Below are 15,493 nucleotides of genomic sequence, written 5' to 3'. Positions count from 1 at the left end.
TGATCCCTTGTGGTAGCTGCAGCCTGGCGGGGCGCTCAGATTCTCTTGTTATAAATCAGGATTGCCGATTGTTTATGGTAGTCAGTGGATTACCCACGGGGTAGGGCGTACAGCGTCCTGGTCCCTTCCTCCCGGAGCCGCGCGTGGTCGGTAGATGGTTGATCGTCTTGTCAGGTGCCCGTCCGGACGTGCTGGACGAGTACAAGGGGGAGCGCGCCAGGTTCCACGGTCTGGGTGGCGCCATCCTGACCACGGCCTGCATCGCCGCCATCTCCATGACGTTCGCGTTAGCCTCGGCGCTCAAGGTGTTCCCGGTCCTCGCCGTCCTGATCGGCCTCGTCTGGGGCGTGGCGATTCTGAGCCTGGACCGCTGGCTCGTCACGTCCCTGCCGGCCCGAGGCGGAGGACGCTTGGGGCTCGCCCTCCCCCGGGTGCTGCTCGCGTTGCTCCTGGGAGCCGTCATCTCCACGCCGCTGGTGCTGCAGATCTTCAAACCCGAGATCGATGCCGAGATCGTCGACATCCAGCAGGAGAAGGCCGACGCGTTCACCCGCGCGCAGCAGGGCGGCGAGACCGGCCGGCGCATAGCCGCCCTGGAGAAGTCCGCGGCGGCCCTGGGGGCCGTGATCGCCTCCCGCGGGGAAAGTCCGCTCGACCCGGCGGCCGACCCCCGGATCCAGGAATTGAGCAAATCGCGTGAGCGGGCGGTGAAGCAGCGGGACGCGTTCTACCAGGAATGGCAGTGCCAGCTGTACGTCGGGCCGCCCAAATGTGCGAAGAAGGGCTCCGGGCCTCTTGCGAAGGCGGCGGAAGAGGCATACAAGACGGCCCGTGGCCGGGTGAATGACATCGACCGGCAGGTCGAGCAGCGCAGGAAGCGGCTCAGTGACACTCAGGAGGCCGGAAAGGCGAGCAGGCTGGCCCAGGCGGAGCAGGACCTGCGCAGCGTACAGACGGAGCTGGGCAAACTGACCGAGGGGCAGGCACGGCTCAGAGCCGGCTTCGCCGCCGAGATCCAGGGATCCGACGGCCTGCTGCTGCGGCTGGAGGCACTCAGCAGGGTGTCGCAGGACAACCCGACCCTCAACATGGCCAGGATCTTGCTGTTCCTGTTCATCCTGCTCATCGAGTGCCTGCCGGTCATCGTCAAGCTGATGCAGCGGCCCGGCAGTTACGACACGATCGTGGCAGCGTTGGAGAAGCGTGAGGTCAACTCCGCCATCGACCAGATCTACGAGGCGGACAGAAGGCCACCGCGCGGGGCCTGGCGGGACGGCACGACCCGGCCGTACGCCGCGGACGAGCCGCGTACCGGAGTCTTCTACGACACCGGCACGTCACCCCCGCCCCCGCAGGAGCGCCACGAGGGCAGGAGCTTCGAGGACGAGTCGCTCCGCAACCTCCGGGACAACCGCGCCACCCGGGCGGCCGGGACGGGCGACCGCCCGCGGGCCGAGTACGCCGGACCGAATGATGATTGGTGAGCACGTCGCCGGCCGGTTCGCCATCGAGGCGCAACTCGGCAGCGGCGGCATGGGGCGGGTCTGGCGCGGCCGCGACCGCAAGCTCGACCGCGTGGTGGCGCTCAAACAGGTGCGCGCGGACGTCGGCCGCCTGCCCGAGCTGACGGCGCGGGCAGAACGCGAGGCGCAGGCGCTGGCCCGGATCGACCACCCGGGCATCGTCCGGGTGCACGACGTGCTCGACGCCCCGGACGGTCCATGGATCGTGATGGACTACGTGGAGGGCGCCGTGCTCGGCGAGCTCATCGAGAGGGGGCCCTTGTCCGAGCCCGCCGTGGTGCGGATCGGCGCCCAGGCGCTCGACGCGCTCGCCGCCGCGCACGGGGTGGGGGTGCTCCACCGCGATGTGAAGCCGGACAACATCCTGATCACCGCTGCCGGCGGGGTCGTGCTGGTGGACTTCGGGATCGCCGCCATCGAGGGTCACGAGCGCATCACCATGCTCGGTCATGTGATCGGCACTCCCGACTTCATAGCCCCCGAGCGGCTGCGGGGCACCCCGGCAGGCGAGGCGGCCGATCTGTGGTCGCTCGGCGCCACGCTTTACACGGCCCTGGAGGGACGTCCGCCGTTCCACAGGGGCACCGAGGAGGCCACCAGGTTCGCGATCCTCACGTTCCCCCCGGACCCGATGACCCGGGCGGTCAGGCTCAAGCCGACGATCAACCGGTTGCTGGCCAAGAGCCCGGACACCCGGATGACGGCCGGTGAACTCGCGCGGATGCTGGAGCAGGCCGCCGCGCGCGTTCCCGGGGTGTCGCAAGGCCCTGTCACGAAACCGCCTCCGCCGCCCCGGCCCCCGGCGAACGGGGCGGGAGGGGGCGGCGCGAGCACGGGTGGTGGCGTGGAGGCGCAACGAGTGCGTCGGACGCTCGCCGGCGCCGGCGCCGCGGAAAGAGGCTCGATGGCCCTCGCACTGCCCGCCGCCGAGGCGGCGGTGCTCCTCGCCGAGCAGTGGCAGCTGTTCACGACCGCCGCGGTGGAGGAGATGTGCCGCCAGGCGACGAAGAGCGCGAAGATCCTGCAAATGCTGCTCCCGCGTCGCGTGGGCTGGCTGCTGGACCAGGTACGTGACCCGAGCCTCGTGGCCGGGGTCGTGCTGGCGATGGACCCCCATCACCGCGGACGCGTGCTCGGCCACATGCACGATCGGCACTCCGCGGCGGCCCTCGAGGCGATGGCGGCCATCGACACCCGGCAGACCGGCCTCGCCGTCGCCGCGATGCCGGAGGACCCGGCCGGTCAGGCGCTGAGCCGCCTTCCGTCCGCTACGATCGCCGGGTTGCTCGTGCATTGCCCGCCTTCGTGCCGCGACCGCCTGCTGCCCCTGTTGCCGTCCGCGACCCGCGAGGACGTCGCGCGGAGAGTCGCCGCCCAGGGCTAGCCGCGGAGGTCGAACGCCTGGAGGCGGGCGCTTGCTGGTGTTCGTCCGATGCGGTCAGTGGGCCGGGATGCCGGGCCGGGGGCCGAGGGTGACGACGGAGCCGGTGAGGCGGGCCTGTTCGGCGGCCCAGACGACGCGGTGTGTCATCAGGCTCTCGGCCGCGTCCGACCGCAGCAGGGCCGGGTCCCCTGACGACACGGCGGCGAGGAAGGCGTCGGTGAGCCCCGCGTCGCCGCCGCCGTGCCCCCCGGCCGCCGAAGCCCCGCCGGCCACGTCCGTGGCGATGACCTCCTCGTCCCCGGTACGGAAGTCGACCACCCGCAGCGTGCGCCCGTCGCCGTCGATGTAGCCGTGCGTGCCGAACAGCCGGGTGCGCCGGTGCTCCATGGGCGTGAACGCGCTCATCGTGAACGTGCACGTCGCCCCGTCGTCGAACTCCATCATCACGTCCTGGTGGTCCACGACGTCGTTGTCGCACGCGTACACGCACCGCCCGTACGGCCCGGTGCGCAGCGCCTCCAGCACGTCCTCCTCGGTGCGCCCCGGCGTGACCGCCGACAACGGCCAGAACTCGCGGCGCGGATCATCCAGGCAACCCAGGTAGAGCCGCGGCGCGGAGTACGGGCACGACGGTTCGAGCGTGCAGTCGAGGCATCGGTCGGCGGCCTCCGAGGGCCGCTCCTCGGGGCGGAAGTGCGACAACGACCCGAACGACGAGACTCGCGCGGGCGGCCGCCCGAAGAGATGCACCAGCCAGTCGATGTCGTGGCACGACTTGGCCAGCAGCATCGGCGCGGAGGTGTCCTGCCGCCGCCAGTGCCCGCGCACGAAGGAGTGCGCCTGGTGCCACCACCCGACGGGCTCCAGGTGCTGGGCGTTGACGAGCCGCCCGATGCGCCCGGCTTCGAGCAGCTCCCGCACCACCCGCGTGTACGGCGTGTACCGCAGCACATGGCAGACGGCCAGCATGATGCCGTTGCGCCGGGCGGCCTCGGCGATCATGGCCGCCTCCGGCTCCGTCGTCGCCATCGGCTTCTCCAGGAGAATGTGGTAACCGAGATCGGCCAGCGTCACCGCGGGATCGGTGTGCAGCCGGTCCTGCGTCGCGATGACCACCGCGTCCGCGACCCGCCCCGCCGCCGCCAGCTCCTTCCAGCCCAGGTGCGCCGCCTCGGGCGCGATCCCGAACTCCGCCGCGAAGATGGCGCGGCGCCGCGGGTCGGGGTCGGCCACCGCCACCACCCGGCCCGCGCCGGTGGCGTGCGCGTGGCGCGCATAGGTCAGCCCTCGCAGGCCGCCGCCCACGACGGCTAGAGTCACCTCGGTCATGGAGCCCTTTTCTCTCGAAGAAATATCATGGAGAGCATCATTATTCGGTCTTGGAAAGCTGACAGCAAGGGGGGCCGATGGCCGGGGAACCGAGTGGCGGAGATCTGTCGCGCCTGAGGCAGCTCAACGCGCTCGCCGTGATCAAGGTGCTCCAGGGGCAGCCGTCGCTCACGCTCACCGAGGTCGCCAAGCGGACCGGGCTGTCGCGCGCCTCCACCGAGGACGTGGTCCGTGAGCTGCTGCGGAAGGGCTGGGTCGCCGAGGCGGGCGCCACCTCGGGCGGGGTGGGCCGCCCGGCCAGGCGCTACCGCTTCAGGGCCGACGCGGGCCGGGTGCTCGGCATCGACATCGGCGGCCACAAGATCCGCGCGGTGGTAGCCGACCTGGACGGGAACGTGGAGAACAGCGCCCGCGTCCCCGTCACCCCCGAGATGGGCCGGGCCGAACGGCTGGCGGCCGTGGACCTGGCGGCCGGGCAGTGCCTGGAGGAGGCGGGGCTGACCGGCGGCGACGTGTGGGCCTCGGGCGTCGGCACGACCGGCCTGGTCGACGGCGCCGGCCGGGTGATGCTGTCGGAGGCTCTGCCCGAGTGGACGGGCGTCGACCTGGCCGCGCACGTGCGCAGGCTGGCCCCCGCGCCCGTGCTCGTCGAGAACGACAGCAAGCTCGCCGCCCTGGCCGAGTGCTGGCGCGGCGTGGCCCGCTACGCCAAGGACATGGTGTTCCTGCTGGCCGGGCTGCGTACCGGCGCGGGTCTGGTGATCGACGGCAAGCTGCACCGCGGCTTCGCCAACGCCTCGGGGGAGATCGGCGCGTTGCCCGCGCTCGGCTGGCTCCGCGCCCCGGAGCATCTGCGAGCCGCCGAGGGCGAGGCCGGCGACGTGTTCGCCGCCGCCCGCGCGGGCGACAAGGCCGCGAACACGGCCGTGCGCCGCTACGTCAGGGACCTGGCGCTCGGCGCGTCGGCGCTGGTGCTGGCGCTGGACCCGCAGATGGTCGTGGTCGGCGGCGGCTTCTCGCGCTCGGCCGACGTGCTCATCGAGCCGCTCAGGCGCGAACTGGACCGCTGGTGCATCCGCACACCCGAGGTGCGCGTGTCCGCGCTCGGCGACGAGGCCGTGGTGCTCGGCGCCGTGCGGCTGGCGCTCGACGACGTCGAGCACCGCGTACTCGACGGCCGCACCCCCGCTCGTGAGCCGTCCTTGACTTCCTAGCGAGAGCCCGGGCGGACCCTGCCCGGGCTCTCGCGCTCATCAGCGGATGACGACGGTGGTGAGCGCCCGCGGCTGGAGCGTCACCGTGCGGCCGGTCACCGCTGAGGGGGTGAGCGAGTTGGCGGTGTCCGTCACGTAGGCGGTCGCCTTCCCGTGCACGCCCTTCCACGTGACCGGCGCCGTGCCCGTGTTGAGCGCCACGATCACGCGGGAGCCGTCGGAGTTGCGGAACGCCGAAACCTTCAGCGCCGGATCGGCCGCCGAGGCGTCCATCCTGACCGCGCCCGGCCGGATGAACCGGCTGTAGGCCGCCATCGCCCACAGGCGCTTGGACACGCTGTACGTCTTCGCGGCGTCGTCGATCTGCATGAACGCCCTGGTCGTGCCGCGCGAGGCGCCCAGCCAGTAGACGTAGGCGCTGACGTTGCCGAGCGTGAGCGAGTCATGGATCGCCTGGGCGATCGTGAAGCCGTCGTACCCGCTGCCGTCGTCCCAGGCCTCGTTCCAGGTGTTGCCGTTCGGGTTCCACTCCGACATCCACGTCTTCCTGCTGGTCGGCAGCGCGCCGTCCACGGGGCTGGCGTACGTGTGGGCCGTGTGGGTCTTCACCCAGCGGCGGGCCTCGGGGTCGGCCTCGATCGCGGCCGTGTACGCCTTGCCCTGGGTCCAGCCGAACGAGTCGCAGCACGCCAGTTTCACGTCCCCGGCGACCGGGCCGAGCACCTTGACGAACTGGGCGGCCTGCTCGGGGGTGAAGCGCATGGAGGCGTACGTGGCGGTCCAGTCGGGCTCGTTCGTGAACCCCAGGTCGGTGATCTTGATGCCTTCCTTGGCGTAGAACTTCGTGTACGCCACCAGGTAGTTCGCGTACGCGCGCTGCCACTCCGGCAGCAGGGTGCCGCCGTTCTTGTCGTCGCCGTTGTCCTTCATGTAGCCGGGCGCGCTCCAGGCGTCGGCGAAGAAGCGCCTGGCCCCGTACGCCTTCGCCTCCTTGGCCACCCAGACCTGGCTGTTGTCGTCGCCGTCCCAGACGTACTTGGGCGGCGCGTCCGGGCCGCCGGGGTTCTCCGGCTGGATCGACACCATGTGGTCGTACGGGCTGCCCGCGGGGGACGAGCCGATGCCCAGGCGCAGGATGCTCAGCCCGGCTCCCTTGTTCCGGTCGAACCACAGGTCGAGGATCTCCCGCTGCTGCTGCTCCGACAGCGCCTTGAGCAGCTCGTTGCGCCGGAACGCCTGGGAGACGCCGAAGCCGTCGATCTCTTGGTGCCTGACGCGCTCGTTCACGGTGATGGCCGGTGGGTCCGCGGGATGCGTCGGGGTCACTGCCGGGAGGCCGAGCAGGGTGATCGCGACAACTACTCGTGACATGGCGCCTCCGAAAGTTTCGGAAATATGACGATATGTTTCGCCATATTTCCGGAACCGTAAACGCCGGAAAGGTCTCCCGTCAACACACCCGCGGGGGGCAAGCCCCCCGCGTTCCCCCCAAAAGCAACACCCGCGGGGGGCAAGCCCCCCGCGTTCCCCCCAAAGCAAGGAAGAGGCGTTTGTTCTCCCGCGGGGGCAAGCCCCCGCGGTCAGCGGGTGGACTCGGCGCGCTCCTTGATGGTCAGCAGCTGCCGGCGCATCGTCACGAAATCGGCCAGGTCCATCCGGGCGAGGTAACCGGTGCCGCGCAGACCGGGCTGGGCCCGGATCCGGACGCGGAACACCATCCGGGTCCTGCCGTCGATCTCGCGCAGGGAGACGGAGCAGGTGGTGGTGGCGTCGGGGCCGCGCAGGGCCAGCACGAGGGTGTGCGGCGGGTCGACCTGCTCCACGACGAACCCGGAGCCGTCCGGCGTGGAGTGCAGGGTGTCGCCGACCTTCAGCCCTTGCTGCTCGGTCGTGGCGCCCTCTTGAGCGGCGCCCTCTTGGGTCGCGCCTTCCTGAGCGGTGTCGCCGGGTGGGGCGGTGCCGCCGGGCTGGGCGGTGGCCGCGGGGGTGACACCGGGGGCGTAACCGCCGAACTCAACCAGCCAGGGCCAGACGGCCGCCGGAGGCGCGTCGACGGTGACGGCGCGGGTCGCCTGGTACTGCGGCGCGTGGACGATGTCGTCACCGGCCATCTCGCCATAGACCTCGCCGTCATCGGCACCCCAGCGCAGGTGCCATGGGCGTACGGCGAGCAGGTAACCCGCCGCCGCCCCTGCCGCGAACCTGAGCATCGAACGCGTCATGTACCGCGCCATGAACATCGCGTACTCCTTCGCATCGGGTTGGAACGCCCAGTCTCCGACGTCACGCCGAGCTTGGATAGGGGTCCGGTGCGGACAGGGCCGGCGTGGACGGCTACTTTTCTAACAGGTGTGAATTTGGGGTGTGCGCCGTTAATCGCACGCTTGGCGTGAAAAGTTCGCATATGTCGTAAATATGGGAGTCGTTAAATCGTGCTCGGCTTCCACTTGGTGAGGCCGTGCGTTTCCGCGAGGGGGCGCCACGCCTTCGCGAACTGGGCCTTCGCCATCTGCGCGGCCTTCGATCTGTCCACGCCGCGTTTGAAGTCGCGGTCCTCGGCGACCGGGCCGGCGCACTTGCCACCGACGTGGTGCCGGGCCCACGAGAGGAACGCGGCGTCGGCGTCATAGGAGGCGTCGAGCGCGTCCACCAGGGCATCCTTCAGATCCGCCCCGCCCGGGATGGCGCTGACGGCGAGCGCGTTGGCGGCGGCGAGCTGGTCGCGGCGGCTGGCGGTGATGTGCTGGATGTCCTCCACGCCGCCCCGCTTGCACCGGCTCGCCCGCTCGATGGCGACGGAGAGGTCGGCGCGGGAGGAACTGCTGCTGGACAGCAGCTCGTCCATCTTCCCGGCCTGGTGGGCGGCGGATGCGCGGGAAAAGGTCATGTCGTCGGTGGCGGGGTCCGTCAACCACTCGTCGCCGGTCTCCTCGGCCCCCAAGGTGCCGCTCTCGGGGGCACCGGTCTCCGGGGTGCCGCTCTCGGGGGCGCCCGAGGCCAGGATCGGAGACTGGCCCAGGCGCCCTTCGGCGGCTTCGCCCGGAGCGGAGGGGCGGCCGGAGGCCGGCCACCAGATCAGGGCGAGCGCGAGGGTGGCCGTGACCAGGCCGATCAGCACTGATGGCCGCAGCCAGACGGGCATCGGTCGCAGCGGCTCCTCGAGCTCCCAGTCGCCGTGCGGCGATCCGGGAGCGGACGGCTGCGCGAGCGGGACCCCGCAGAGCGGGCACTGGGGGAGGCCGCTGACGTGGGAGCCGCATCGCTCGCAGAGACGGTCGGAGCCCGGTTCATACACCAATACACCCTCCCGGAATATCCCAATAAACAGGACAAACGCTGCAAGTTGCTGGTCTGGACTCTCGTCCTTGAGGAGACTATTTGATAACAACGTTCCCTTGAAGCACTAATTGTGACTAATTTCGCATAGGCCCCGCCACCCACCTGAAACCACGGGAGAGGGTCGTGGTGGGGGATCGCGTGAGAGGCGCTGAAGCCCTGAGCCCGGCTCGGCGAGCACGAGGGCGACGTGGCCGCGCCTGCGAAGGGACGCGGCCGGCATTCCCCGGCGCCGCCCTCGCCGGCTACCGCCTCAGCGGCCGAAGCAGACGGTACGGCCCGCGTGGACGCGGTCGGCCTTGTAGGTCACCTGGTCGATGGTGTTCCCCCGCGGGTCCACGAGGACGATGCCGTCACCCTGGTTGCCGAGTCGCAGTGCCCCGTCGAGCGCCACCCGCAGCGTGGTGCCGCCCGCGACGGCGCCGCTCAGGTCCTTGCGGCCGTTGGCGTCGTCCGACAGCCACCAGCCCGCCAGGTCGATCGGGTCCGGCGTGACGTTCAGCAGCGTGACGGACTCGTTGCCGCGGTCGGCGCCCACCGGGTCCGGCAGGGCGGCCACGATCAGCAGGTCGCCCACTGCGATGAGCGGCGGCTTGACGGTGGAGCCCGGCGGCGCGGGGTCCGGGTTGATGATGAACCGCTCCGGCCACGCGGTCAGCTGGATCTGCTGCCCGGAGGCCCGGACCACGTCGTGCAGGTTGCCCCGTTCGAGCTTGTCGATCAGGAACAGCTCGTCGTCCCGGTGGACCGGGTCGGCGCGCAGCCAGGCGTCGAAGCCGTCGAAGTCGGGGAACCCCTCCGCGAGGTACGGCACGATGCGCCGGAACAGCTTCGGCCACATCACCAGCTGCTCGGCGGCGGCCAGGTCCGGGACGGTTGCCGGACCGCCGGGGTCGGCGGTGGAGCGCGGCCAGATGCCGGTGGCCGGCGCCTTGTCCCTGGCCGCGGCCGACACGTCCGCCAGGTGCGTGCGCAGCTCGGCGGGCAGCGTCGCGTAGAAGGCAGGGTAGGCCAGCCCGGCGGCGAGCAGGGCGGCGTTCACCGAGCCGTCGGCGAGCGGCCCGTCCACGAACACGCTGGAGCCGTCGGCCCCCGGGTGGTCCCCCGCGTAGGCGAACGCGATCAGCCGCCCGTTGGCGTCGATCCCGTTGGTGAGCACGTGGCCGCGGATCGAATCCTGGTTGGCGGAGCGTACTTTGTTCGGCAGATCGTCCCAGAAGACCACGTTCGTGAAGCCGAGCAGGCGCAGCAGCTCGTCCCGCGCCGCCATGGCCCCGGCCGGCTCCTGGTGGGTCTCGGCGAAGTGCGTCTCCAGCGCGTCGATGGCCTCCAGCCGTACGGAGACGCCGCGGCCGTTGATGTTCGGCGGCCGGCCGGAGTGCCGCGGCAGCGCCTCGACCAGCGCGGGTGAGTCGGGCAGGAACTTGACGGTGTCGCCGTCGGGCTCGGGGCCCTGCCGGGGTAAGTCCGGGTACCGGATGACGAATTCGCCCCGTAACAGCGTGTAGCTCATGGTTGCCCCCCATCTGTTGGCCAGCGGAGCGTAACTCGCGTTCGGGGCATCGTCTACGTACCATGACAAATCACCGAAAGACGGCCATGGCCGCCTTCGTGACCAGCGTCTCGACGACACCGACCACTTGGGTGATCTCCCGGGAGCCGGCGTCGGCGATCTCGCGGAGCTGGGTGACGAGCCGGCTCGGCGGCTCGTCGAGGCAGAGCTCCTTCTCCAGCCGGAGCACGGCCATCAGCCCGGACATCGCGGCGCACCGCGTGTCCGGCTGCTTCCAGCCCCCGACCGCGGAACGCACGCCCGAGGAGGCGCGGAGGACCGACGCGATCCCGGCGGGCTCGTACCGGGTGGACGGCAGCAGCCCCATCCTGCGCTTGGTCACCCGCAGCAGCACCCCGGTGGAGACCAGGGCCGCCCGGGTGCGATCGTAGGCGTGCTCCGCCGCCTTCCTGATCGGGATGCTGACGTCCCCCGGGGTGGCGGCGATGAGCGCGAGGAGACCGTCGGCGACGGCGTCGCCGGTGCGCTCGGCGGGGCCGGAGACCGCGACCCTGCCCCGGGCCACCGCGACGCGACCGTCAAGGGCCAGCTCCAGCAGGGCCGCTGCGGCCAGTCCGAGCGCCATCGGCGACCGACGGATCAAGGGCTTGCCGGACTGGCCATGGGCGATGAGGTACAGGTCATGGTGGAGCGGCAGCGGGTTCGCTTGGAACGATTCGATTCGGTGATCCTTCCGTAGCGCGAGGCCACGTCGCAAGATCTCCCGGCGTGATTCGCCGCGCGGAATCCGTTCCCGGACCGGTGGACGGCTCCCTGAGGTCAGCCCGTGGCGCGGAGACGGGCCTCCAGGCCGTCGAGGATGCGCTGGAGCCCGTACTCGAAGGCGTCGTCGTTGTCGCCGGACAGGTCGCCATCGCGCTGTGCGGCGTAGCGCGCCCGCAGCCGGGGGAAGCCCTGGACGGCCTGCTCGGCGGCCGGCCACAGGCGCTCGGCCCACTCCTGCTCGCTCTGGCCGCTGCGGGCGACCATGGACACCCACGCCGCCTCGGTGGTGGAGACGCCGAGCACGTAGGCGGTGACGGTGTGCTCGGCCCGGTCGGCCTCCTCGAGCGAGAAGCCGGCCGCCTCGAACAGGGCGAGCAGGTGCTCGGAGCGCCGCAGCACGTTGGGCCCGAGGTAGGCCAGCCCCACCTCGCCGAGCTTGGCGGCGATCCAGGGATGGCGCAGGATCGTCGCCCGCAACCCGTGCGCGACCTTCGCGAGGGAGGCCCGCCAGTCGGCCGGATCGCTGATCTCGGGCAGGGCCAGCTCGCCGTAGACCTCGTCCACGGCCAGCTCGAACAGCTCGTCCTTGTTGGCCACGTGCCGGTAGAGCGAGGTGGCGCCGGCGCCGAGCCTGCCGCCCAGGCGGCGCATGCTCAGGGCGTCGACGCCCTCTTCGTCGAGAAGCCGCACGGCCTCGGCCACGATGTGCTCCCGGCTCAGCACCGGCTGCTCCCGCTCCTTGCGTGGCCGTGCCCACACCGAGGGGAGCGGCTGCTTGTCTGCTGACATGCGGCCTCCTTGTCAGCCTGCACCTTACCGCTTGCGCACGACGTGCGCAAGAAGGGCACGCTGTACGCAACCCGGGCGCGCCGGCATCCGGCCGAGGTCGAGTACCTGGACCAGGCGGGCGCGCCAGGACCGGCCGGCTGCGGCAGGACGATCTGGAGGGCGGCGTCCTGACCGTGACAAATCTCGGCATGTACGACGTCGAGCGTACGCATCCTGGCCTGAACCGCCCTAGGCCACGTGCTCCTTGATCGCCACGCTGGTCAGCGCGAGCAGCAGGTCCAGATCGGGCGCGGCGTCCACCTGGACGGCCACCCAGGCCCGGTCGGAGCACGCCTGCACCTGGTCGCAGTCCCGCAGGTACGGCTCCAGCCGGTCGATCGCCGGGGCGGTCAGGCGCACCCGCACCTCGTCACCGCCCGTCAGCCGCAGGATCTCGGTGCCGCGTACGGCGAAGGCCACCCCGCGCCGAGTGTCGCTGACCGCCAGCGCCGGCCAGGACCGCAGCTCGGCCAGGGCGCGGGCCACGTACGGTCCTCGGCGTTCAGCCGTCCGTCGCCAGACGGTAATTCCTGCCACACCTCCATGCTGCGCTACGGCGGACCTTCGCGTCACCGGCCGTTCCGCAACCGTTATCAACGGTCAGCGGTGCACGATGAGCCAGGTCGCGACGGCGGTCACGGTGTCGGAGCGGTTGCCGATGATGTGCGGGCGGCTGCACGGGAAGGTGATCGAATCGCCCTTGGCCAGGGTGATGACCTCGGACTCGAACTCGATGGTCAGCTCCCCGGCCGTGACCGTGCCGACCTCGTACCCCTCGTGTTTGAGGAACTGCCCGTGGGCGGTGGAGATCGCGCTCGGCGGGTAGGTCGACTCGAAGAACTCCACGTCCGGCGCCGCCACCGGCGACAGCCTCCGGAACGTCACCCCACCGCTGAGCTCTATCGGCGCGACCTCCCACGCCCGCCTGATCGCGAAGCCCGGCACGGCGTCGTCCGTCCGCGGCTCCTCCGGCGTGTCGAAGACCGCCGCCAGCGGCACCCCGATGGCCGAGACATACGCGATCAGTCTGCTCACCGAGGGCCGCATCGTGCCGCGCTCGATCTGCGACACGGCGCTGGCCGAGATGCCGAGCTCGCGTGCCACCGCGCGCAACGACTTGCCCGACCGGGTGCGGAGCTCGCGGAGCCGCTGGCCGAGATGCTCGGTGCTGACCGCTTCCAGGTCCGTACGGCTCTCCATGGCCTCCATACCAGGTGTCACAGGGGATTAACACGGACGCAATGGACGCCCGCAATGTCAAGGCATAGGTTGACGCCAACTGTTAAGCGGGAGCTTAACGCGCTTCGTAACCTACCCCCCAAGGATGCCGCAATGTCCGAACCCACCGCGTCGATCGCGCAGGCTCCACCCCCCTCCTATGACCCCCGGCTCACCAACGAGGACCTGGCGCCGCTCAAGAAGCAGAGCTGGTCGTCGTACAACATCTTCGCCTTCTGGATGTCCGACGTGCACAGCGTCGGCGGCTACGTGACGGCGGGCAGCCTGTTCGCGCTCGGCCTGGCGAGCTGGCAGGTGCTGTTCGCGCTGCTGGCAGGCATCGTCATCGTCAACGTCTTCTGCAACCTGGTGGCCAAGCCGAGCCAGGTCACCGGCGTGCCGTATCCGGTGATCAACCGGGCCGTCTTCGGCGTGCTGGGCGCGAACATCCCCGCCATCGTGCGCGGCTCCATCGCGATCGCGTGGTACGGCGTGCAGACGTACCTGGCCTCGCAGGCGCTCATCATCGTCTTCCTCAAGTTCTGGCCGGCCACGGCCGCGCTGAACGAGCCGACCTTCCTCGGCCTGTCCGTGCTCGGGTACATCTGCTACGCCATCCTCTGGGTCGCCCAGGCGGCGGTGTTCTGGCGGGGCATGAACGCGATCCGGCGGTTCGTGGACTTCGCCGGGCCGGCGGTCTACGTGGTCATGGTCGTGCTGGCCGTCTACCTGGTGAGCCAGGCGGGCTGGGAGAACATCAGCCTGGACCTGTCGCAGGGCGAAAGCCTCGGGTTCGCCGAGTCGATCCCGGTCATGCTCAGCGCGATCGCCCTGGTCGTGTCGTACTTCTCCGGGCCGATGCTGAATTTTGGCGATTTCTCGCGGTACGGGCGCTCGTTCCAGGCGGTCAAGACCGGCAACTTCCTCGGCCTGCCGATCAACTTCCTCTTCTTCTCCATCCTGACGGTGATCACGGCGTCGGCCACCGTGCCCGTGTTCGGCGAGCTCATCACCGATCCGATCCACACCGTGGAGCGCATCGACACGCCGTTCGCGATCCTGCTCGGCGGCCTCACCTTCGTGATCGCGACCGTGGGCATCAACATCGTCGCCAACTTCATCTCGCCCGCCTTCGACTTCTCGAACGTCAGCCCGCAGAAGATCAGCTGGCGCACCGGCGGGATGATCGCGGCGGTCGGCTCGGTGGTGCTCACGCCGTGGAACTGGTACGGCAACCCGGACGCCATCCACTACACGCTGGGCCTGCTCGGCGCGCTCATCGGGCCGCTGTTCGGCATTCTGATCGCCGGCTACTACATCTGCGCTCGGCAGCGCGTGGCGGTGGACGACCTGTTCACCATGGACCAGTCCGGGCGCTACTGGTTCAGCAAGGGCTACAACCCCAACGCGATCTGGGCCACCGTCGCCTCCGGCGGCCCCGCCATCGCCTCCGTGCTCGTCCCGAAGATGCTGCTCGACCTTGGCGTCACCACGACGGACATGACGTGGATCGCCAACTACAGCTGGTTCATCGGCTGCGGGCTCGGCTACGTGGCGATGATCGCCCTGGAGCGACGCTCGCCCCGGATCACCGCCGTATGACTCACCTCAAGGTGATCAACCCGAACACCGCCCTGGCCATGACCGAGTCCATCGGTCGCTGCGCCAGGGCGGTGGCGTCGTCCACGACCACGATCACGGCCGTCAGCCCGGCCATGGGCCCGGAGTCGATCGAGAGCCACTACGACGAGGCGCTGGCCGTGCCCGGGCTGCTGGCCGAGGTCGCGGCGGGCGAGCGGGAGGGCGTGGACGGGTACGTCATCGCCTGCTTCGGAGACCCCGGCCTGGACGCGGCCCGCGAGCTGGCCGCCGGCCCCGTGATCGGGATCGCCGAGGCCGCCATGCACGCCGCCACGCTGGTCGGGCGGAGCTTCAGCGTGGTGACGACGCTGTCCAGGACCGTCGGCCGGGCGTGGGACCTCGCCCACCGCTACGGCTTCGCCGCCGCCTGCCGCGGCGTGCACGCCTGCGACATCCCGGTCCTGGACCTCGACGACCCGGCGGCCAGGAAGGTGGTGATGGATCTGTGCGCCATCGCCGTCGAGCGCGACGGGAGCGACTCGGTCGTGCTGGGCTGCGCGGGCATGGCCGACTTCGCGGCCGAGGTGTCGCGCGAGACGGGCGTCCCGGTGATCGACGGGGTGGCCGTGGCGACCAAGCTCGCCGAGTCGCTGGTCTCGCTCGGCCTGCGGACGAGCAAGCGCGGCGAGTACGCCAGGCCGGGACCGAAGCGCTACTCGGGACTGCTGCGCGAATTCACGACCTGATCGCATGTATTGACGCCTTCGCAGGCAGAGGTTAACGTCGTCTCACAACTAAAAGG

Annotated in this window: 15 protein-coding genes; 6 read left to right on the top strand and 9 right to left on the bottom strand. The window is 70.6% G+C overall.

Annotated features, from left to right (window positions below):
* Positions 1-167: 167 nt before the first annotated feature.
* The gene (locus EJK15_RS05585; RefSeq protein WP_171074131.1) at positions 168-1,484 is read left to right on the top strand and encodes a DUF4407 domain-containing protein; all 1,317 of its coding nucleotides are present in this window, start codon (positions 168-170) and stop codon (positions 1,482-1,484) included.
* Positions 1,471-2,907, top strand: coding sequence for a serine/threonine-protein kinase (locus EJK15_RS05580; RefSeq protein ID WP_138709285.1), 1,437 nt, complete (start codon positions 1,471-1,473; stop codon positions 2,905-2,907). The genes EJK15_RS05585 and EJK15_RS05580 overlap by 14 nt, the downstream gene beginning before the upstream one ends.
* Before the next feature lie 54 nt (positions 2,908-2,961).
* Here EJK15_RS05580 and EJK15_RS05575 read toward each other — a convergent pair whose 3' ends face one another.
* Positions 2,962-4,236, bottom strand: coding sequence for a Gfo/Idh/MocA family protein (locus EJK15_RS05575; RefSeq protein ID WP_138709284.1), 1,275 nt, complete (start codon positions 4,234-4,236; stop codon positions 2,962-2,964).
* A 77-nt stretch (positions 4,237-4,313) separates the two neighbouring features.
* Here EJK15_RS05575 and EJK15_RS05570 point away from each other — a divergent pair, with 77 nt between their 5' ends.
* Positions 4,314-5,450 (top strand): ROK family transcriptional regulator, encoded by a 1,137-nt coding sequence (locus EJK15_RS05570; protein ID WP_138709283.1) that lies wholly within the window; start codon positions 4,314-4,316, stop codon positions 5,448-5,450.
* Between the two features lie 39 nt (positions 5,451-5,489).
* Here the strand turns inward: EJK15_RS05570 and EJK15_RS05565 are convergent, their stop codons facing one another.
* From EJK15_RS05565 to EJK15_RS05540, 6 genes are all read right to left on the bottom strand, one after another.
* Entirely contained in the window at positions 5,490-6,821 is a 1,332-nt protein-coding gene (locus EJK15_RS05565; protein ID WP_138709282.1) for a glycoside hydrolase family 30 protein, read from the bottom strand.
* Between the two features lie 209 nt (positions 6,822-7,030).
* Positions 7,031-7,690 (bottom strand): SRPBCC family protein, encoded by a 660-nt coding sequence (locus EJK15_RS05560; protein WP_138709281.1) that lies wholly within the window; start codon positions 7,688-7,690, stop codon positions 7,031-7,033.
* A gap of 185 nt (positions 7,691-7,875) precedes the next feature.
* Positions 7,876-8,745, bottom strand: a complete 870-nt coding sequence (locus EJK15_RS05555; protein ID WP_138709280.1) for a hypothetical protein — start codon at positions 8,743-8,745, stop codon at positions 7,876-7,878.
* A 294-nt stretch (positions 8,746-9,039) separates the two neighbouring features.
* On the bottom strand, positions 9,040-10,299 hold the full coding sequence (locus tag EJK15_RS05550; protein ID WP_240776789.1) for a lamin tail domain-containing protein: 1,260 nt from the start codon (positions 10,297-10,299) through the stop codon (positions 9,040-9,042).
* A 70-nt stretch (positions 10,300-10,369) separates the two neighbouring features.
* Entirely contained in the window at positions 10,370-11,056 is a 687-nt protein-coding gene (locus tag EJK15_RS05545; protein ID WP_171074130.1) for a GOLPH3/VPS74 family protein, read from the bottom strand.
* A gap of 62 nt (positions 11,057-11,118) precedes the next feature.
* Positions 11,119-11,853: a TetR/AcrR family transcriptional regulator gene (locus EJK15_RS05540; RefSeq protein WP_138709278.1), complete on the bottom strand. Its 735-nt coding sequence runs from the start codon at positions 11,851-11,853 to the stop codon at positions 11,119-11,121.
* Here EJK15_RS05540 and EJK15_RS77410 point away from each other — a divergent pair.
* On the top strand, positions 11,808-12,101 hold the full coding sequence (locus EJK15_RS77410) for a 2-oxo acid dehydrogenase subunit E2 (protein WP_138709277.1): 294 nt from the start codon (positions 11,808-11,810) through the stop codon (positions 12,099-12,101). The two genes, EJK15_RS05540 and EJK15_RS77410, sit on opposite strands and share 46 nt — an antisense overlap.
* On the opposite strand, the gene EJK15_RS05530 is transcribed toward EJK15_RS77410, so the two are convergent.
* Both EJK15_RS05530 and EJK15_RS05525 read right to left on the bottom strand, forming a co-directional pair.
* The gene (locus EJK15_RS05530; RefSeq protein WP_138709276.1) at positions 12,082-12,378 is read right to left on the bottom strand and encodes a luciferase domain-containing protein; all 297 of its coding nucleotides are present in this window, start codon (positions 12,376-12,378) and stop codon (positions 12,082-12,084) included. The genes EJK15_RS77410 and EJK15_RS05530 overlap by 20 nt on opposite strands.
* A 114-nt stretch (positions 12,379-12,492) precedes the next feature.
* Positions 12,493-13,092, bottom strand: a complete 600-nt coding sequence (locus EJK15_RS05525; RefSeq protein ID WP_171074129.1) for a helix-turn-helix domain-containing protein — start codon at positions 13,090-13,092, stop codon at positions 12,493-12,495.
* Positions 13,093-13,224: 132 nt separating this feature from the next.
* Between EJK15_RS05525 and EJK15_RS05520 the strand changes: the two genes are divergently transcribed.
* Positions 13,225-14,712, top strand: a complete 1,488-nt coding sequence (locus EJK15_RS05520) for an NCS1 family nucleobase:cation symporter-1 (RefSeq protein WP_138709274.1) — start codon at positions 13,225-13,227, stop codon at positions 14,710-14,712.
* Positions 14,709-15,437: an aspartate/glutamate racemase family protein gene (locus EJK15_RS05515; protein WP_138709273.1), complete on the top strand. Its 729-nt coding sequence runs from the start codon at positions 14,709-14,711 to the stop codon at positions 15,435-15,437. The genes EJK15_RS05520 and EJK15_RS05515 overlap by 4 nt, the downstream gene beginning before the upstream one ends.
* Positions 15,438-15,493 lie beyond the last annotated feature (56 nt).

Source organism: Nonomuraea basaltis (assembly GCF_005893125.1).
Classification (GTDB): Bacteria; Actinomycetota; Actinomycetes; order Streptosporangiales; family Streptosporangiaceae; genus Nonomuraea; species Nonomuraea basaltis.
This window is presented reverse-complemented; position numbering and strand designations above follow the sequence as displayed.